This is a genomic window from Eikenella halliae (genome assembly GCF_001648475.1).
GTDB classification, from domain to species: Bacteria; Pseudomonadota; Gammaproteobacteria; order Burkholderiales; family Neisseriaceae; genus Eikenella; species Eikenella halliae.
On record NZ_LXSQ01000007.1, the window covers coordinates 59256 to 78623 of the forward strand.

Annotated in this window: 16 protein-coding genes; 8 read left to right on the forward strand and 8 right to left on the reverse strand. The window is 53.2% G+C overall.

What is annotated here, in order from left to right:
• Nucleotide 1: 1 nt before the first annotated feature.
• From A7Q00_RS02475 to pilM, 4 genes are read right to left on the reverse strand one after another with little or no spacing between them, the layout of a single operon-like run.
• Complete coding sequence (locus tag A7Q00_RS02475) at nt 2-535, reverse strand: pilus assembly protein PilP (RefSeq protein WP_064089068.1); 534 nt, start codon at nt 533-535, stop codon at nt 2-4.
• Nucleotides 536-565: 30 nt separating this feature from the next.
• Complete coding sequence (locus tag A7Q00_RS02480) at nt 566-1186, reverse strand: type IV pilus inner membrane component PilO (RefSeq protein WP_064089069.1); 621 nt, start codon at nt 1184-1186, stop codon at nt 566-568.
• 15 nt (nt 1187-1201) lie between these two features.
• Nucleotides 1202-1885: a PilN domain-containing protein gene (locus A7Q00_RS02485; RefSeq protein WP_064089070.1), complete on the reverse strand. Its 684-nt coding sequence runs from the start codon at nt 1883-1885 to the stop codon at nt 1202-1204.
• 1 nt (nt 1886) lies between these two features.
• Nucleotides 1887-2987 (reverse strand): type IV pilus biogenesis protein PilM, encoded by a 1101-nt coding sequence (pilM, locus tag A7Q00_RS02490; protein WP_064089071.1) that lies wholly within the window; start codon nt 2985-2987, stop codon nt 1887-1889.
• Nucleotides 2988-3118: 131 nt separating this feature from the next.
• Here pilM and A7Q00_RS02495 point away from each other — a divergent pair, with 131 nt between their 5' ends.
• Nucleotides 3119-5488, forward strand: coding sequence for a penicillin-binding protein 1A (locus tag A7Q00_RS02495; RefSeq protein WP_064089072.1), 2370 nt, complete (start codon nt 3119-3121; stop codon nt 5486-5488).
• A 131-nt stretch (nt 5489-5619) separates the two neighbouring features.
• On the opposite strand, the gene A7Q00_RS13295 is transcribed toward A7Q00_RS02495, so the two are convergent.
• Nucleotides 5620-5973, reverse strand: a complete 354-nt coding sequence (locus A7Q00_RS13295) for a hypothetical protein (RefSeq protein WP_156503701.1) — start codon at nt 5971-5973, stop codon at nt 5620-5622.
• 208 nt (nt 5974-6181) lie between these two features.
• Between A7Q00_RS13295 and A7Q00_RS02500 the strand changes: the two genes are divergently transcribed.
• The 3 genes from A7Q00_RS02500 (at nt 6182) to A7Q00_RS02510 (ending at nt 11376) form a co-directional block, all read left to right on the forward strand.
• Nucleotides 6182-7399, forward strand: coding sequence for an aromatic amino acid transporter (locus A7Q00_RS02500; protein WP_064089073.1), 1218 nt, complete (start codon nt 6182-6184; stop codon nt 7397-7399).
• A gap of 473 nt (nt 7400-7872) precedes the next feature.
• Nucleotides 7873-8481: an LOG family protein gene (locus tag A7Q00_RS02505; protein ID WP_483782931.1), complete on the forward strand. Its 609-nt coding sequence runs from the start codon at nt 7873-7875 to the stop codon at nt 8479-8481.
• Between the two features lie 765 nt (nt 8482-9246).
• On the forward strand, nt 9247-11376 hold the full coding sequence (locus A7Q00_RS02510) for a lysine decarboxylase LdcC (protein ID WP_064089075.1): 2130 nt from the start codon (nt 9247-9249) through the stop codon (nt 11374-11376).
• 390 nt (nt 11377-11766) lie between these two features.
• On the opposite strand, the gene A7Q00_RS02515 is transcribed toward A7Q00_RS02510, so the two are convergent.
• Both A7Q00_RS02515 and A7Q00_RS02520 read right to left on the reverse strand, forming a co-directional pair.
• Nucleotides 11767-12102, reverse strand: coding sequence for a hypothetical protein (locus A7Q00_RS02515; protein ID WP_064089076.1), 336 nt, complete (start codon nt 12100-12102; stop codon nt 11767-11769).
• Nucleotides 12103-12128: 26 nt separating this feature from the next.
• Nucleotides 12129-12563, reverse strand: a complete 435-nt coding sequence (locus A7Q00_RS02520) for a surface-adhesin E family protein (RefSeq protein ID WP_064089077.1) — start codon at nt 12561-12563, stop codon at nt 12129-12131.
• Nucleotides 12564-12644: 81 nt separating this feature from the next.
• On the opposite strand from A7Q00_RS02520, the gene recQ reads away from it, so the two are divergent.
• Nucleotides 12645-14477: a DNA helicase RecQ gene (recQ, locus tag A7Q00_RS02525; protein ID WP_064089078.1), complete on the forward strand. Its 1833-nt coding sequence runs from the start codon at nt 12645-12647 to the stop codon at nt 14475-14477.
• 551 nt (nt 14478-15028) lie between these two features.
• Here recQ and A7Q00_RS02530 read toward each other — a convergent pair.
• Nucleotides 15029-16816, reverse strand: a complete 1788-nt coding sequence (locus A7Q00_RS02530) for a 2-isopropylmalate synthase (protein WP_064089079.1) — start codon at nt 16814-16816, stop codon at nt 15029-15031.
• Between the two features lie 477 nt (nt 16817-17293).
• Here A7Q00_RS02530 and A7Q00_RS13300 point away from each other — a divergent pair, with 477 nt between their 5' ends.
• The 3 genes from A7Q00_RS13300 (at nt 17294) to A7Q00_RS02540 (ending at nt 19325) form a co-directional block, all read left to right on the forward strand.
• Complete coding sequence (locus tag A7Q00_RS13300) at nt 17294-17455, forward strand: hypothetical protein (protein WP_156503702.1); 162 nt, start codon at nt 17294-17296, stop codon at nt 17453-17455.
• 89 nt (nt 17456-17544) lie between these two features.
• Nucleotides 17545-18138: a DUF2059 domain-containing protein gene (locus tag A7Q00_RS02535; protein WP_064089080.1), complete on the forward strand. Its 594-nt coding sequence runs from the start codon at nt 17545-17547 to the stop codon at nt 18136-18138.
• Between the two features lie 212 nt (nt 18139-18350).
• On the forward strand, nt 18351-19325 hold the full coding sequence (locus A7Q00_RS02540) for a class 1 fructose-bisphosphatase (protein WP_064089081.1): 975 nt from the start codon (nt 18351-18353) through the stop codon (nt 19323-19325).
• The last annotated feature ends 43 nt before the right edge of the window (nt 19326-19368 follow it).

The window sequence follows — 19368 nt, forward strand, 5'->3', positions numbered from 1 at the left end:
TTTAATTGGGTTTTGATTGGTTAGAAGCGTCTGGAATATTCAATTCCAATTCCGCTGTTCGACGTTGCCATGCACCATAGCTGTCTTCAGTTACCTCCGATAAAATCAGCTTATCCGGAGTAATAGCGGTAATTTGTCCATAGTTTTGGCCAAGATAATTACCTACATGTACGGTATAAGTATGACCGCCAGCTTCAACAAAGGCAGAAATCTGCCCACCCCGCTTAATAGAACCCACATAACGTAAGCTCTCCAAGCTAAAGTTTTCCAAGATTTCTTTTGGCCTATCAGGGTTCGGAGCATTAATACCCGATTGCTGATTAACACGAAGTCGCTTAGGATCAAATATATTTAACCCATTAATAACAGGATCGATATACTCAGGCGATTTCGAAATAGTCGGTATCTGGGGTTGACGAACCTTACTCTTTGCTTCAGCTCGAGCGTTATCCATCCACTGCTGCAAATCACCCTCTGTCAAAGAACAGGCAGCCAGCAAAAAAACCGCTGAGACCCATAATATATTTTTCTTCATTATAAAATCCTTTATAAAGAACCAATCTTATCACTCTGCCTTTGGTGCCGATGCGGCTGAAGCAGTAGAGGCTTCACTCTGAGGCAATGCCTTATAAGTATTGGCGTTGGCTGTCAAAGTAAGCATGCCATTACTATCCTTTGCATCTACAGGGGCAAGATTGATCTTATCCAAGGTTACAATACGTGACAAACGACCTACATCACGTATAAATTGTGCAATTTGCTCATAACTTCCCGAAATGGAAATTTCATAAGGCAATTGTTGTACGTTATCAAGATCTACCGGAGGCAAAGGTTTCACACTATTCATACGCATACTGTTTTTCGCCCCTGCCTGATGCAATTCCTGAATTAAATTTGGAATTTCTGCATCTGTAGGCAATTGTTTCAACAATACGTTGAATGCAGTACGGATTTTTTCCAGCTCATCCTTCAAAACTGGCAGGTTGGCTGCCTGATCAGCTTTGCTCTGATATTCTTGCTTCAACTGCTCTTCTTTTTGCTGCAAACCCTCATATTCTTCCCATTGTCCTTTAAACAAGGCAAAGTAGCCTGCAATCAAAAGGAGAACAACGATAACGATACCAGCACCAAGCTGAACCAGCTTGTTTTGTTTATATAGAGTATTAAGGTCAATTTTTTGTGCCATGATTTCACCCTTCCATTAATTTGCAGGAGAGGAAGTGGCTGTAGCGGATGATGCAGGTGCCACAGACGTATTGGGTACTGATGCAGGAGTATTGCTGGCAGCAGAAGCAGCTTCTGGCATTGCAACGGGAGCAATATTTATTGAATCTCCGCTCATTGGTGCGGAAGCAACTGCTACAGTCAATTCAAACTCTTGTACAGACTCTACTTTATTGATGCTATCCAAAGAGGGTTGACCAAATACATTGGTACTTGGAATTACCCGCATAAAATCAGCAATTTTACTATCACTAGTAGCCTTACCAGACAGAGTATAGGTGCTAACATCCTTAGCCTTAATACCTGTTAGATAAACACCTTCCGGCGCAACAGTGTTCAATGAATCAATCATCCTAGCTGCTTCAAAACGCTTATTCTCCAACTCCTCCACTTTCGCTTTCCGAGCTAAGAAATCGCGCTTTTCAGCTTCTAAGGTTTCTACTTCCTTAATTTGAATATTTAACTGATCAATACCGGCAGTTAGCTGTTGGTTGCGTGACTCTTGATTTAATATTAGGCCACTAAGCGATACATACGTAAATACCAACAAACCAACACCAATCAAACCAGAAAAAATCATCAATCTAGTGAACTGGGCTTTTTTCTGCTTATCCTGCTCCTCACGATAAGGGAGCATATTTAGTTGAATTAATGGAATCATTTTACAATCCTCTTACAGCCAATCCAAACGCAACGGTCAGTTGCCCGGATTCCAAATTAAATTTCGAAGTTTCGGTTTGCTTGCCGCCTTGCGTGCTGACAATAGGCTCCACTTGTTGAGTAGAGATATTGGTTTGCGCATACACGCTTTTTGCGAGGCCAAAAGGCTGCATGAATGGGCATCCCGAAATCAAGATATGCTTAACACTATCTTGATAATCGCTGCTCACCGTTGTGTAATAGAATTGCAGAACCCTCTGAATTTCTTGAGTAAGCTGACTATTAAAGTGATCAGCTACCGCACCCTGGAAATCTGCGGGCTTATTGCTTTTGAAACGCATACTCCAAGCATCATCCTCACTCAATTTATATTGCCGCTGGATATTATGGGTTAGCTGTTTGTTACCGAAATTAGTTTCTTGTTTATAAACAATACTGCCATTTTGCAGAATCAGGGCTTTAGTCTGTTCTTCATCCACATGGAAAATAGCCAGTTTCTGGTGTTCCAGATCAGGAGCAAATTGATCAATCCAAATAGAGAAAGCGTTCACAACGGCGAAAGTATCCACATCCATTTGAGACAACGGAATATCGGCATCGGCGAACAAATCCCTACGCAGATCCACATCATCACGCTTGGCCGCCGCCATAACGATTTCCTGCACATTGCCGTTTTGCAATTCGGCAGTAACTTGGAAATCATAGCTCAGATTATCAGAACCGATGGTTTGACTGGCTTCCAGCTCAACGAACTCATCTACCGGCAGATCAGCACTACGGGCATCATAAGTAATCGTTTGTATGTTTGTTAAAGCCTGCGGCAGGGCTGCTGTTACATTCTTGCAACTACTGCCGAGCTGTTGGTAAGCTTGTTGTAAATATGACACGAGTTGGTCATGATCTTCGATGTTGCCGTTTATAATAACGCCTTTAGGCAGGGGCTGGATGGTGTAATTTTCCAACCGCAGATTACTCGGAACACTGCCGGCAAGATGTACCATATTAATGGCGGTTGGCGTAATATCCACGCCCAAGCAGCCTTTGCTGCCAAAAGACATTTTAGCCTTTTGTTTTGATTTCCTTGGTTTTTTTGATATTCGCATCTTTAAGCCTCCCTTTAAAAGACCGGCTGACCGGTCACAGGTAAATTTATATCAGGTTTAGCGTTTTCTTGCATAAATTAAGGTATAGTTTACTTTAGTCAAAGTACTTATTGATAGAAAAATTTGTAACTATGTTTAGAAAAATACTTAAAACGGTTTTTGGACTACTGCTGGGACTAACCTTGTTCGGTGTTGGGCTACTGGCTATTGCAGTATTGGTGACCTACCCGAAACTCCCCAGTTTGGAGACGGTAACAAATTATCAGCCGCGGATGCCGCTGACTATTTATTCATCAGATGGCAAACTCATCGGCATGTATGGTGAGGAACGCCGCGCGTTTACCAAAATTGACGAATTCCCGCCTGTGTTGATCAATGCCGTTATTGCTGCAGAAGATAAACGCTTCTACCACCACTGGGGGGTAGACGTTACCGGCGTGGCTCGCGCCCTGATCGGCAACTTCCGTGCCGGCGGCGTACAGTCTGGTGCCAGTACTATTACCCAACAGGTAGCCCGCAACTTTTACCTCACCAACGAACGCAGCTACCGCCGTAAGTTCAATGAGGCATTATTGGCCTACAAAATTGAGCAATCGCTAAGTAAGCAACAGATTTTGGAGCTGTATTTCAACCAAATCTACTTAGGCCAACGCGCCTATGGCTTTGCTGCCGCTTCGCAGATTTACTTCAACAAACCGGTAAAAGAGCTGACTTTGGCTGAGGCCACCATCCTGGCCGGACTGCCTAAAGCGCCCTCCTCTTTTAATCCAATCGTGAACCCCGAGCGCGCCCGCTTGCGCCAGCGTTACATTCTCAACAATATGGTTGAAGAAAAGATGATTACGCCCGCAGAACGCGACCAAGCGCTGGCTGAAGAATTGCATTACCGGCGCCAACAGGTAGAGATTGACCAAAACTCTCTATATGTAGCTGAAATGGTTCGCCAAGAAATGTACGACCGATACGGCGAAGATGCCTATACGCAAGGCTTCCGCGTGTACACCACCGTTAGCTCCGAAAGCCAGCGCGTGGCCACCCTAGCCCTGCGCCGAGCCCTGAAAGGTTTCGGATTAGGCGCTTATCGTGGTGCAGAAGCATTTATCGATTTGAACACGATAGAAGCAGAGACCCTGGACGAAAACCTAGATCAATATCTGGATACGGTTTACACCGTAGACGGCCTACAACCGGCCGTGGTGTTGCAGGCCAGCCGCTCTTCTATTGAAGCCTATACGCAAGGCGGCAACCGCATCAAAATCAGCGGCAATGCGCTCAATTATGTAGCGCGCACCATCAACAACGGCAAAGACAACGCCATCCGCCCCGGTGCGGTTATCCGCGTACGCAAACTCGATCGCGGCTGGCAGATTAGCCAAATGCCCGAGCTGCAAGGCGCATTTGTGGCATTAGATAGCAAAACCGGCGCCATCCGCGCCTTGGTGGGCGGTTTCGACTTCCATAGTAAGAGCTTCAACCGTGCCACTCAGGCCGAGCGCCAACCGGGTTCTACCTTCAAACCCTTTGTCTACTCAGCCGCTTTGGCCAAAGGTATGACTGCCGCCACCACCATCAACGATGCCCCGATCGAATTGCCCGGCATGGGCACCGGCGGTCGGCCGTGGCGCCCGAAAAACTCCGATGGCCGCTATTCCGGCTTCATCACCCTGCGCCAGGCACTTACCGCGTCTAAAAACATGGTTTCCATTCGCATCGTGATGGCGCTTGGCATACACGAAGTACATCAATACGTGCAGCGTTTCGGCTTTAATGCCCGTCAGATTCCCGATTCGCTGTCTATGGCTCTGGGCAGCGGTGTGGTTACCCTGTTGCAAATGGCGCAGGCCTATGCCGTGTTTGCCAACGGCGGCTATAAAGTGTCTCCCTATGTAATCGACCGCATTGAAGACAGCCAAGGCCGATTGCGCGCCCAGATGAAGCCCTTGGTGGCCGGAGAAAGTGCACCGCAGGTTATCGACCCGCGCAACGCCTACATCATGTACACCATCATGCAAGACGTGGTACGCCGAGGCACCGGTGCCCGCGCCAGCGCTCTTGGTCGGAGCGATATTGCCGGCAAAACCGGTACCACCAACGAAAACAAAGATGCCTGGTTTGCCGGTTTCAACCCCGACTTAGTGGGCGTGGTGTATATCGGTTTCGACAAACCGCGCAGCATGGGCCGTGCCGGCTTCGGCGGCACAATCGCCCTGCCCGTATGGGTGGAATACATGCGCTACGCACTCAAAGGCGTACCACAAAAAGGCATGCCGATGCCCGCGAAAATCGTACGCAAGGGCGGCGAATACTTCCTGCAAGAGCAGCAGAGCACCAGTTCGCGCCTGGCCATCGACAACCGCGGCGCCGCACCTGATGCCGAAGATATCCAAGCCGCAGGCGGCGATCCGGTGATACCGGAAGAAAACACCGTAGAACCGATACCGCAGCAAAACGGCGGTGATGGCGGCGCAGCAAACTCGCAAGAGATTGACGCCCTGTTCTAACCCAATCACCTCCGCCTGATTGAAAAGGCTACCTGAAAACCCTATCCGGTATTTTCAGGTAGCCTTTTTCTATAGCCGCAACCATGCGGCATCACACAGCAAATACAGTAGCCGCGTGGGCATCAAGTGACTTATAGTGAATTAACAAAAACCAAGACAAGACGGCGAGCCGCAGACAGTACAGATAGTACGGCAAGGCGAGTCAACGCTGTACTGGTTTTTGTTAATTCACTATATTCTGCGCCACAGGCTACCTGAAAGCATAAGCCTTCGACCCAAATCAAACGAGCATTGCCCGTTTTCGTAAAACCAAAATTTATTTCAGGTAGCCTCCCGACCCAAACAGTATTATCTGCCCGCCAAACATCATCAAAGCAACAATATGGCAATAAAACCACATATAAAGAACCAAACGCCATTAAATACGCAATAACGTGAGAATATGCCAAAACCAGGTTTGCAAAAATCACAAACCATATAGTCAAGTCAAGCTCCTGCCCTGTATAATTCCGCCCCGGCCGCTGATTTGGGCGGCCGTTTTATTTTCCCGCCAAAGGGTGTGGTGGAAGCAATGATTTATTCCTACACGGCGACAAGCCGCAAACAGCAAAGCAATCAGCAAGGCAAGCCAACGCAGTAGGAAGCAATGCAGTGCTTTAACCATACCGAAAACCACTCCATACCCACATCACCATGAATCAAAAACCCTCCGTACTCGGCGGCGCCATGATTATCGCCGGCACTGTAATCGGCGCCGGTATGCTCGCCAACCCCACCGCCACTGCCGGCATCTGGTTTGTCGGCTCGCTCATTGTGCTGCTCTACACCTGGTTCTCCATGCTCTCCAGCGGCCTGATGATTCTCGAAGCCACCACCCACTATCCGCCCGGCGCCAACTTCGACACCATCGTCAAAGACCTGCTCGGCCGCGGCTGGAGCATCATCACCGGCCTTTCCGTAGCCTTTGTGCTCTATCTGCTCACCTATGCCTACATCTTCACCGGCGGCAACCTCACCGCCCAAGCCCTCCAAGCCCCGCTCTGGGTGGGGCAGATTGTGTTCGCCCTCGTCTTCGCCGGCTGCGTGTGGTGGTCCACCTTTTGGGTAGACCGCGGCATCACTATCCTCATCGGCGGCATGATTATGACCTTCCTCTGGGCCAACGGCGGCCTGCTCCTTTCCGCCCAGCCCGCCGTATTATTCGATACCGTCGGCAGCGGAAACGGCAGCTACTGGATCTATCTCGGCACCGCCCTGCCCGTCTGCCTCGCCTCCTTCGGCTTCCACGGCAACGTGTCCGGCCTGTTCGACTACTTCCGGGGCGACGCCAAAAAAGTGGCCCGCTCGCTCTGGCTCGGCACTTTGGTGGCGCTGGTGATCTACGCCCTCTGGCAGTTTGCTGTGCAAGGCAATCTACCACGCAGCCAGTTCGGCCCCGTGATTGCCGCGCAAGACAACGTGGCCGCCTTGCTCGCTGCCCTCGCCCAAGTGGCCGGCAGCGGGCTGGTGCGCGTGCTCTCCCTGTTTTCCTACATGGCCATCGCCTCCTCCTTCCTCGGCGTAACCCTCGGCCTGCTCGACTACCTCACCGACCTGTTCGGCTTCGGCACCAGCCGCGCCGGCCGCAGCAAAGCCGCCGCCCTCACCTTCCTGCCCCCGCTCGTTGCCTGCCTGCTGTTCCCCACCGGCTTCGTACTCGCCATCAGCTACGTCGGCTTCGCCGCCACCGTATGGACGGCATTCGTCCCCGCCTTGCTGCTCTACGCCTGCCGCAAAAAATTCGGCGAAGGCAAAGGCTACCGCGTGTACGGCGGGAAATGGCTGATGGCTTGGGTGTTCTTCTTCGGGCTGGCCAACGTCGCCGCCCAAGTCCTCAGCCGCGCCGACATCCTGCCTGTTTTTAAAGGCTGATACCCGCCCCAAAATTTCAGGTAGCCTTCTGATAGCGGCTACCCTGAAAAATGATAAGGAACAAACCTCCATCCATCCGCGGCAAAACAAAAAGCTTACCTGAAAATTTTCAGGTAAGCTTTTTGGCGTGTAATGAATCAATAAAACCTGTACCACATGAGCCCGCTTTGCCATGATGTCTGCACCATATGCAGCCAGCCGCCTTGCCGCATTCTTATTTCAATCTACTACATTTGGCATTGCAGCCGTATTTCGATACAGAAAGCGCCTTGCCCAAAACCTGCCTACTTACCTGCATCGTCTTATCCTCATAAGGAAACGGCCAGCACAATAGCAGTAATAGGTTTTCAGGTAGCCTATTCCGCCCCGCAGCTTGTATGTAAAAAACCCCATTCGCTATAATCCGCGCTTTCACATTTTCGGCTGCACACCGAAAACCATCACCCTCCAAGAGGCTACCTGAAAGAATAAATATGAAAGCTATGAATAACATCGTCGTCTATTGCGGCTCCAATCTCGGCGAAGACCCCTGCTACAGCCAAGCCGCTCGTGAGCTGGGCCGCACCATTGCCGAACGAGGCAGCCGGCTGGTATACGGCGGCGGCGGCATCGGCCTGATGGGCGAAGTGGCTTCTGCCGCCCTGGCTGCCGGCGGCCAAGTAACCGGCATCATCCCCACCTTCCTGCGCCATGAAGAAATGGCACACGGCCGCCTCACCGAGCTTATCATCACCGACAATATGGCCGATCGGCGAACCAAAATGATTGAACGGGCCGATGCCTTCATCGCCCTGCCCGGCGGATTGGGCACATACGAAGAGCTGTTTGAAGTGCTCTCGGCCGCCCAGCTCAAACTGCACAGCAAACCCATCGGCCTGCTCAACGTCAACGGCTTTTTCAACCCCATCATCACCCTGTTGCAGCACACCGCCAACCAAGGTTTCATGCCTGCCGCCAATACCGGCTTAGTGTGTACGGACAGCAGCATCCCCGCCCTGCTAGAAAAAATGGCCGCCTACCGTTTTCAAGACGCACCCAAATGGAAACGCCCCGCCTGGCAGGAACAGGCAGAGGCTACCTGAAAATCAAATACTATAGTGAATTAAAATAAGAATGCTACAGCGTTGGCTCGCCTTGCCGTATTGCTCATACTGTCTGCGGCTCGCCGCCTTGTCCCATTCTTATTTTAATCCACTATACTTGTTCCTCTTAAATACTCCGCAACAAACTCACTTTTCCAACGGCAGGCTCTCTCAAAGTCTGCCGTTTCTATTTTTACAAATCCGCACCAAACCCCTTGCCAGCACCGCCCTCCACCCCTTCCCCTCCATCAGGCCTGTATCTTTGCTCTAAAATTTTCTGACTAAAGTCAACCCATGACATTATATTTTATGATATGATGTATCAATAAATAGATAGGCATCAAAATAAACTGCCAATTCAGCCACATTTCAAGATATTGTTCTTTAAAATCAACCAGCTTTAATGCAGGCAAGGTGTGTAAATAATTTTAATATTTGCTCACTTGAACGCAACAGACAAAGCAACTGTTAATTTTTCTTAGCAGTACTTAACTGTAATCCGATATTCCATCCGCCGCCAGCCTTGGGTGCTGCAATTCTATAATCCGCCACCAAGCTGCCCAGCCAAAATATCATTAATCTTCTATTAATCACTTGCCTGCATATACCAATGCAGGTTTATTTTTTGCCCTTGTTCCGCAAGCGGCAAAACACAGGTTGCCACTACTGCCGCTGCGCCCTCCGGCACGGCGGCAACGGTAGCAAAAGCCAGCCTCCCGGCCGGCAAAAGCAGTTGTTTCTTAATTTACTTAAAGGATTTAGATCATGAAGAACATCTTATTAGGCTGTGGTCATAAGGAACTTGGTGACTATCTGAAGAGCTTGATTGACACTTTGGAAAAGGGTGGTCACACCATCCGAATAGCCCATGACCCGCAAGAAATCCTGACGTTCCTGAAACATGACGCCAGAATAGGCTCAGTGCTTTGTACACTGGATATTTTCAACCGAGAATTAGACGAACAAATTATCGCGCTCAACGACGAGCTGCCCGTATTCATCCTGAAACCCACCGATTGCGACAAACCAGTGGATTTCAGCGCCGTAGGCGACCACGCCACCTTCATCGATTGCCACCTGTTCAGCAACGAAGACGTTGTGGACAAAATTGAAAAAGCCATCCGTCACTATATCGACAACATCACACCGCCCTTCACCAAAGCCCTGTTTGATTATGTGGTTGAAAACAAATACACATTCTGTACTCCGGGTCACATGAGCGGTACCGCTTTCCTGAAATCTCCCGTAGGCAGCCTGTTCTATGACTTCTACGGTGAAAACACATTTAAATCAGATATTTCTGTTTCCATGGGTGAATTGGGCTCCCTGCTCGACCACTCCGGCCCGCACAAAGAAGCCGAAGAATACATCGCCGAAACCTTCAATGCCGACCACAGCTACATCGTAACCAACGGCACTTCCACCGCCAACAAAATCGTGGGTATGTATTCCGTACCGGCCGGCAGCACCGTGCTGATCGACCGTAACTGCCACAAATCATTAACCCACCTGTTGATGATGAGCGACATTACCCCGGTGTATCTGAAACCGACCCGCAACGCCTACGGTATCTTGGGCGGTATTCCGCAAAAAGAATTCACCAAAGAAGTCATCACCGAGAAACTTGCCAAAGTTCCGGGCGCCACTTGGCCGGTACATGCCGTGATTACCAACTCCACTTATGACGGCCTGTTCTACAACACCGACAAAATCAAAGACACCCTGGATGTGAAATCCATCCACTTCGACTCCGCCTGGGTTCCCTACACCAACTTCAGCCCGATCTACAACGGCAAAACCGGCATGGGCGGCAAACAGGCCAAAGACAAGGTCATCTTTGAAACCCACTCCACCCACAAACTGCTGGCCGCATTCTCACAGGCTTCCATGATTCACGTTAAGGGCAACCTGAACACCGCCACCTTCGGCGAAGCCTACATGATGCACACCTCCACTTCCCCGTTCTACCCCATGGTAGCCTCTACCGAAGTGGCGGCAGCCATGATGCGCGGCAACGCCGGTAAACGCCTGATGCAGGATTCGCTGGAGCGCGCCGTTAAATTCCGTAAGGAAATTAAAAACCACAAAGCCCATGCCGATTCATGGTATTTCGACGTGTGGCAACCTGAAAACGTGGACAACATCGAATGCTGGGAATTGCACCAAACCGACAAATGGCACGGCTTCAAAGACATCGACGCCCAGCACATGTACCTCGACCCGATCAAGGTAACCCTGCTCACCCCGGGCTTGGATAAAAACGGCCAGTTGGAAAAAACCGGTATCCCCGCCAACCTCGTTTCCAAATTCCTGGAAGACCGCGGCATCATCGTGGAGAAAACCGGCCCCTACAACATCCTCGTGCTCTTCAGCATCGGCGTGGACGACACCAAAGCCCTCAGCCTGCTGCACGCATTGAACGAGTTCAAAAACCTGTATGATGCCAACGCCACCGTGGAAGAAGTATTGCCGCGCGTATTCAACGAATCGCCCTCTTTCTACAAAGACATGCGGATTCAAGAACTGGCGCAGGGCATCCACAGCCTGATCTGCAAACACAACCTGCCCGAACTCATGTTCAGCGCATTCGAAGTGTTGCCGACCATGGTGATGAACCCGCACAAAGCCTTCCAGCTCGAGCTCAAAGGCCAGATTGAAGACTGCTACTTGGAAGACATGGTAGGCAAGATCAACGCCAACATGATTCTGCCCTATCCTCCCGGCGTACCGTTGGTAATGCCTGGTGAAATGATCACCGAAGAGAGCAAGCCCATCTTGGAATTCCTGATGATGCTGTGCGAAATCGGCGCCCACTTCCCCGGCTTCGAAACCGACATCCACGGTGCCTACCGCCAAGAAGACGGCCGCTACAAAGTTAAGATCGTTAAAGCTTAACCCACGCGGCACGGGGCTATATGCCCCCGCAGCATAAACCAACCGGCCTGAATAATCAGGCCGGTTTTTTATCTGCCGCTCAGCAGGATAAGTTTAAACCAACACGGCGTTGCCTCGCCTTGCCGCACTGTCCACGGCTTCGTCGCCTTGTCCTGATTCAAACTAAATCCGATATAGCAAAGGCTACCTGAAATTTTAACTGCGCAGAAACTCTGCGTTGCGTCGTGCTTTCAGGTAGCCTCTTCCATAAACATGCCAACATCAAACAGCCAGATAAATTTTCAGGTAGCCTCTCCATGCGAAAGGCTACCTGAAAACGCAGCTTGAGCCAGTTAAAGCCAACAAGACCGGTTTTGCAAAGCGAAAAGTCTGCTGGCACGCAATCTGCGACTAACGCTGCTGTCCGCGTACTGCCGTCCAAGCCGCATCCAACCGGCGGCCGGCTTCTTCCAGCGTGGTATTCGATTGCTGCGCGGCCACATCCGCCTCATTCAATTGCGTTTGCAACTGCGTAATTTCCGCCTGTTTCTGCTGCAAGGCAGTTTGCGCCGCTTCCAAACGGGTACGCAGCGTATTCACACGGCTGCCGTTATCGGTTTGCGCCTTCAATGCTTCCTGATACGCCATCTGCGCACTCAAAAGCTCAGTTTGCGCTGCATCATCCGCCCAAGCGGGCGCAGCGGCGGCCAGCAGGCACAGCCCGGCCAGAATTCCCTTGATCCGCATATTTTCTCTCCTTAATTCTGCAAAAATCACAAAGTTTTGCCGCAGGCAATTTCAAACTGTTTGCCGCCGGCCGAACCTTTCACCACCGGCTTGGCAGGCAGCCTGGCCATTTCATATTGGTTGGCAGCCAACTTGTTGCCGGAGGCATCCCACATCTCCACTGCCATCAAACGGCGCGTGCGCGCCTGGCAGTCGAACTGCCATTGGTTGACCGCCGTTTTGAAATGCGGCGTGTTCACATAATGCTCGCGCCCCACATCCGACACCGTCATCCGCTCGCGGAAGCTAACCCGGCTGCCTTCTTTCCGAATGCTGGAAGTATCTATTTCGTAAAGCATATTACCGTTCTGGCTCAAGCCCACTTCCCTCCAGCTGCCGCCCAAGCTCGGCCCGCTGCCCATACTCGAACAACCCGCCAACACCAGCACCGCGCACAGCCCGGCCCATCTCTTCAGTTGCATAAAAATCCTTTCAGGTAGCCTTCAAACGCTATAAAATCCGCGCCATTATATCCAACAAACCCCGCAAACGGAAAACTGCTCATGCCACAGCCCTCCGCCCTCAACATCCTGCGCGAAGTTTTCGGCTACCACGCCTTCCGGGGGCGGCAGGAAGAAATCGTGAACGCGCTGGCAGAAGGGCAAAACCTGCTGGTCCTGATGCCCACCGGCGGCGGCAAATCCCTGTGTTATCAAATTCCCGCCCTGATGCGGCGCGGGCTGGCCGTGGTGGTGTCGCCGCTGATTGCCCTGATGGACGACCAAGTGGCCGCCCTGCAGGCCGCAGACGTGGCCGCCGCCAGCGTGCACAGCGGCATCGGCAGCAGCCAGGTGCAGCAGATTGCCAACACCATCGAAGCAGGCTACCTGAAACTGCTCTACGTTTCCCCCGAGCGCCTGGTGAGCGAACGCTTCCTGCGCTTTCTCGACCACACCGAAATCAGCCTGTTCGCCATCGACGAAGCCCACTGCGTGAGCCAATGGGGGCACGACTTCCGCCCCGAATACCGCCAGCTCGGCCTCCTGGCCGACCGCTACCCCGCCGTCCCCCGCATCGCCCTCACCGCCACCGCCGACGCCGAAACCCGTGCCGACATCAAACACTACCTCAAGCTGGAAAACGCCGCCGAATACATCACCAGCTTCGACCGCCCCAACATCTACTACCAAATCATCGAAAAAAACAACGGCAAAAAGCAGCTGCTCAATTTTCTGCACAGCCGCCCCCACGGCGAAAGCGGCATCGTTTACTGCCTAAGCCGCAAAAAAGTGGAAGACACCGCCGCCTTTTTAAACGAACACGGCTACCGCGCCCTGCCTTATCACGCCGGCCTCACCATGACCGAGCGCAACGAAAACCAGCACCGCTTCACCCGCGAAGAAGGCCTCATCATCGTAGCCACCGTCGCCTTCGGCATGGGCATCGACAAGCCCGACGTGCGCTTCGTCGCCCATCTCGACATGCCGCAAAGCATCGAACACTTCTACCAGGAAAGCGGCCGCGCCGGGCGCGACGGCCAGCCCGCCGCCAGCTGGCTGTGTTACGGCCTCAACGACTACGCCCTGCTGCGCGAACGCATCCAAACCGGCAACAGCAGCGACTTCCAAAAGCAAATCGAACAGCAAAAACTCGAAGCCATGTTTGCCGTGTGCGAAACCTCCGGCTGCCGCCGCGCCGCCCTGTTGCGCCACTTCGGCGAAGCCATCCCCCCCTGCGGCCACTGCGACAACTGCCTGCACCCGCCCGTCCTCTTCAACACCACCGAAAACGTGCAGAAACTCCTCAGCTGCGTTTACCGCGTCGGCCAGCGCTTTGCCGCCGGCTACGTCATCCACGTATTGCGCGGCAAAGCCGACGACTGGATTCGGCAAAACCGCCACGACCAGCTCTCCACCTACGGCATCGGCGCCGCCCTGTCCGACAAAGAATGGCGCGGCATCATCCGCCAATGCATCGGCCAAGGCCTGCTCGCCACCGACCCGCACAACTACCACGCCCTCATGCTCACCCAAGCCGCCCGCCCCGTGCTGCAAGGCAAGCAGGCCGTGATGCTGCGCCCGCTCAAACGCGAAAAATCCGCCACCCGCACCCCGCGCGAACAATGGCTGCGCACCGAGCGCGAAGAACGCCTCTGGCAAGCCCTGCGCCAATGGCGCACCGAACGCGCCCGCGCCGACAACGTGCCCGCCTACATCGTGTGCGGCGACCGCACCCTGCAAGACATCGTGCAGCAACGCCCCGCCAGCCTCACCGAACTGCAAAACATCTACGGCTTGGGCGAAGCCAAAATCCAAAAATTCGGCAGCGGCATCCTCGAAGTCTGCACGCGCTTCACCCAAGACAGCGCCCCCGAAACCGCCCTGCCGGATGCCTAAGCCGCTCCATAAAAGGCTACCTGAAATTTTCAGGTAGCCTTTTTAAAGGCGGACAACACGTTTTCAGCCAATTTATAGTGGATTAACAAAAATCAGGACAAGGCGGCGAGCCGCCGACAGTACAAATAGTACGGCAAGGCGAGCCAACGCTGTACTGGTTTTTGTTAATTCACTATACTTTGCCACACATGGCGCAGCCCATATTATTCGGAGCAAGCCGGGCAATACCGAATCAGCAAAACCAGCCAGTTTAAATATAAAAACACAGGCTTTAGTCAGATTTGATGTGGCAGGGATCAACTAGCTGGGGCACAAACCGCCCTGCTCATACAGAATGATTCAGGCTACCTGAAAGCAGTCTGGCACTGCAGAACTCCGGCGGGGGATATCTGCATTGTTTGAGTGTGTGCCTTCCCGCCTCCTGCACAACAAAAAGGCTACCTGAAAACCATACCGCATAGTTTCAGGTAGCCTTTCGCGCAAAATCAAACCGCCCCACAACATGATGCCGAAGGGCGGTACTTCAACAGCAAACGGAAAACAGAACCCGGCTAAATCCCGCCTTGCGCCTTCACTTTTTCACCACCTTCCAGCTTATTCAGCGCAGAAAGATAGGCTTTGGCGGTGGCGGCCAGAATATCGGTGTCCGCACCTTGGCCGTTGGCCACGCGGCCGTTTCTGGCTAGGCGCACGCCGGTTTCGCCCTGGCTTTCCGTGCCGAAGGTTACCGCATTCACCGAATAAATCTGCAATTCGGCACCGCTCTGCACCACGCTTTCGATGGCTTTGAAAATCGCATCCACCGGGCCGGATCCGGTGGCTTCGGCATGCCGCTCTTCGCCGTCGGCGCTGAACACGATTTCGGCGCGCGGCAATTCGCCGGTTTCGGTAACGATGCGCTGGGAGATGAATTTGTAGCGCTCGGGCGCGAGGTTCGACATTTCGTCCGACACCAAGGCGTGTAAGTCTTCATCGAAGATTTCGCGTTTTTTGTCGGCCAAATCCTTAAAGCGGGCGAAGGCGGCGTTCAATGCCTCTTCGCTGTCCAATTCAATACCCAGCTCGGCCAGCTTGGCCTTAAACGCGCTGCGGCCGGAAAGTTTGCCCAAAGTCAGGCGGTTGGTAGCCCAGCCCACGCTCTCGGCGGTCATGATTTCATAGGTTTGCGGGTGTTTGAGCACGCCGTCTTGGTGGATGCCGCTTTCGTGGGCGAATGCGTTGGCGCCGACTACCGCTTTATTGGGCTGCACGGGATAACCCGTTACCGTGGATACCAATTTAGATGCGGGCACGATTTGCGTGGTGTCGATGCCGGTTTCCAAACCGAACAGGTCGTGCCGCACTTTCAGCGCCATCACGATTTCTTCCAGGCTGGCATTGCCCGCGCGTTCGCCCAGGCCGTTGATGGTGCATTCCACTTGGCGCACCCCGGCCTGGATTGCGGCCAGCGAGTTGGCCACGGCCATGCCCAAATCGTTGTGGCAGTGGGTGGACCACACCACTTTGCCGCCGTTGGGCACACTGCGGATGATGCTGCCGATGCGCTCGTACCACACGGATGGGACAGAATAGCCCACGGTGTCGGGGATATTGATGGTGGTGGCACCGGCATCGATAACCGCCGTGAAGATTTTTGCCAAAAAGTCCAAATCGGAGCGCACCGCATCTTCGGCGGAGAATTCCACGTCGTCCGTGTATTCTTTGGCAATTTTCACCGCTTTCACCGCCGCGTCGATCACCTGCTGCGGCTTCATTTTCAGCTTGTATTCCATGTGGATGGGGCTGGTGGCGATGAAGGTGTGGATGCGTTTTTTCGGCGCGGGCGCAACCGCTTCGCCCGCCTTGCGCACATCGTTTTCCACCGCACGCGCCAGCGAGCAAACCGTGGATTTGGTGATGATTTTGGCAATGGCGTTCACCGATTCGAAATCGCCCGGGCTGGCGGCGGCAAAACCGGCCTCAATCACGTCCACCCCCATTTTTTCCAACTGGCGGGCGATACGGATTTTCTCTTCCTTGGTCATGGATGCGCCGGGCGACTGCTCGCCGTCGCGCATGGTGGTGTCGAAAATGATGACGCGGTTGCTTTGCGGCTGCACGGTGTTTTTCTCCAAAGTTGTCTGCTGTTGCATAAAGGCATTCAAATCAATCGGCCTGCCCTGCGCTTCGGCCAAGGCGGTCAGCCTTTGCAGTTGCGCCAGCGGCAGCGAGCCGCGCGTGCGCCATTTGTAAATCGCCGCCGTGGAGGCAGCGCCTTCGGGATCATGTTGGCGCAAGGCCTCGGCCAACGCGTTTACGCCGCCGAAATAAGCAATCAGGAGATCGATATCGAGCTTCATAATGGACTTTCAGTCTAATTTAAACCATAAACTTGGCAAGTGTCACCATAATAGACATGTTTAGACACAAAAGCAAATCTATTTATGCAAAATTCGGCCGAATAATGAATGTTACCTATACTTATTGTCCATACTATTCACTTGTTGCACAAATGCCTTAACCTTTCCTACCAGTTTAGTCGGTTACTGGACATAAATGTAAAGAAATCGCTATAATTCAAAACAGATACAGAGGGTTTCCGAAAAAGAGGGGCTTGCTGGCATACAACAACAAACGGCATCCCGCCGCTTACCAAGCGGCAAGCTTTGGAACGCAGGCCTTACGCAGCGATACAAACAGAGAATAAACACCGATTCTGATACCTACGGCCGGACAACTTCATCCCATACAATCAAGGCTGCACTGCCTTGCCAATCAAACCAGCAAAATAATCGGGGATGCAAAGTGTTTCGTGCCACTACTTGCGGGGGACAGCGATGTTCGATTTATCTCTCTCTCTTACTTTCTTATTACTGGCATTGTTGCTATGGCTGCTGGTGCGCCTCAAACAGCACCACCGCCAACATAAGCCGCTCACCACGCACGGGCATGACGATTGCAGTTTTTTCACCCGTGAATACCACCGCGACCGACAATAGCCCATTCGTGGCAGCCGCGCGGTGCATATCTTGTTTTAACGCCGCTGAAGCAAATGCTTTCAGGTAGCCTCACTCCAAAAAGGAATCCCATGCCATATAGCCTTCGCCGGTCTACCTTCCGCAGCCTCGCCTTGGTCGCACTCTTGGCCGCCCTGCCCGCCGCCGCGCAAACACCGTCTGACGAATCTCTTAACCGGCTGATTGACCTGCAAAACCTGCCCGCCCAGCTGCGTGCCGCCATGCCCGCCGCCACCGATTTCGCCAATCAGGAAATCGCCCGCCGCATCAACGATAACACCCGCCTGAACCCCGAGCAGCGTGCCGCGCTGCAACGCGCTGCCGAACAATATGTTGCCGGCATGAACCGCGAAGTTTTCCAATCGGAAGAAATGCTGAACCAGATGCGCGAAATCGGCCGCGATGCCATGCGCCAAACCTACACGCAGGAAGAAGTGGATGCCATGATCGCCTTCTACCGTACACCTGCCGGACAGAGTGTGTTGAACAAACAGGGCGATTTGACCAAAACTATGATGCCGCCGATGATGCGTCTAATCAGCCAGCGCTACGAACAGGTAAGCCAGCGCCTTACCCCGCAGTTCCGCCGCGAAGTGGAACGCATCCGTCTCGAAGCTGAACGTACTGAGCCTCCACGCCACAGCGGCCGCGGCAAACGCCGTTAAACAGCCCGAACGACACAACGGCACGGCAAATTTCTCCCTGCAAACCCTACCCCGCCAAGCCGCTGTGCGGGTAAAATACAGCCATGCCAACAGGCTACCTGAAAATAAAGCCTCTACGCGGTTCAAACCCGGCGTAGCGGCGCGGCCAAGCCAAACTTTTCAGGTAGCCTTTAACACAGATAACCTGCAAAAATACCCTGATTGAGTTTCCCATGCCCACCCTAGCCGAATTCCTCCAGCAACACCTCGCCGAACACCACCTCCCTGCCGAATTAGGCAGCGTGGTTTCCACCATCGTCCAAGCCTGCCAAACCATCAGCGGCCAAGTGCGCCAGGGCGCGCTCGCCGGTGTCCTGGGCGAAGCCGGCAGCAGCAATGTGCAAGACGAAGCCCAGAAGAAACTGGACGTTATCGCCAACCAAATCCTGATTGACGCTTTGCGCGCCAACCCCGCCGTGGCCGGCTTGGCCAGCGAAGAAGAAGAGCAGTTCGTGCCCGCCGGCGATCAAGGCCGTTATCTCGTGCTGTTCGACCCTTTAGACGGCTCGTCCAATATCGACATCAATATTTCGGTCGGCACTATTTTCTCCATCTTGGAAAAACCCGCAGGCCCGCTCTCCACCCAATCCTTCCTGCAAAGCGGCCGCGCCCAAGTAGCCAGCGGCTATGCGCTCTACGGGCCGCAAACCCAGCTCGTGCTCTGCCTGCGCCACGGCGTGGCCGTGTTTACCTTGGATGCGGACGGCCAATTTGTCCAAACCCAGCTCAACCCGCAAATCCCGCAGGCCACGCGCGAATTTGCCATCAATATGTCCAACCAGCGCCATTGGCAGCCGCCCATGCAGCAATACATTGCCGAGCTGCTCGCCGGGGAAACCGGCCCCCGCGGCAAAAACTACAATATGCGCTGGGTAGCCAGCATGGTGGCCGAAATCCACCGCATCCTCATGCGCGGCGGCATCTTTATGTATCCCAAAGACGCGCGCGACCCGGCCAAGCCCGGCAAACTGCGCCTGATGTATGAAGCCAATCCCTTGAGCCTCATCATCGAACAAGCAGGCGGCGCGGCCACCAACGCCCGTGAGAACATGCTCGATATCCAGCCCGAAGGTCTGCACCAGCGCGTGGCCGTAATCATGGGCAGCCGCGAAGAAGTGGATTACGCCACCCGCTTGCACCAACAATAAACCCTAGGGCTACCTGAAATAATTTCGGCTTTGCCGAAACAGC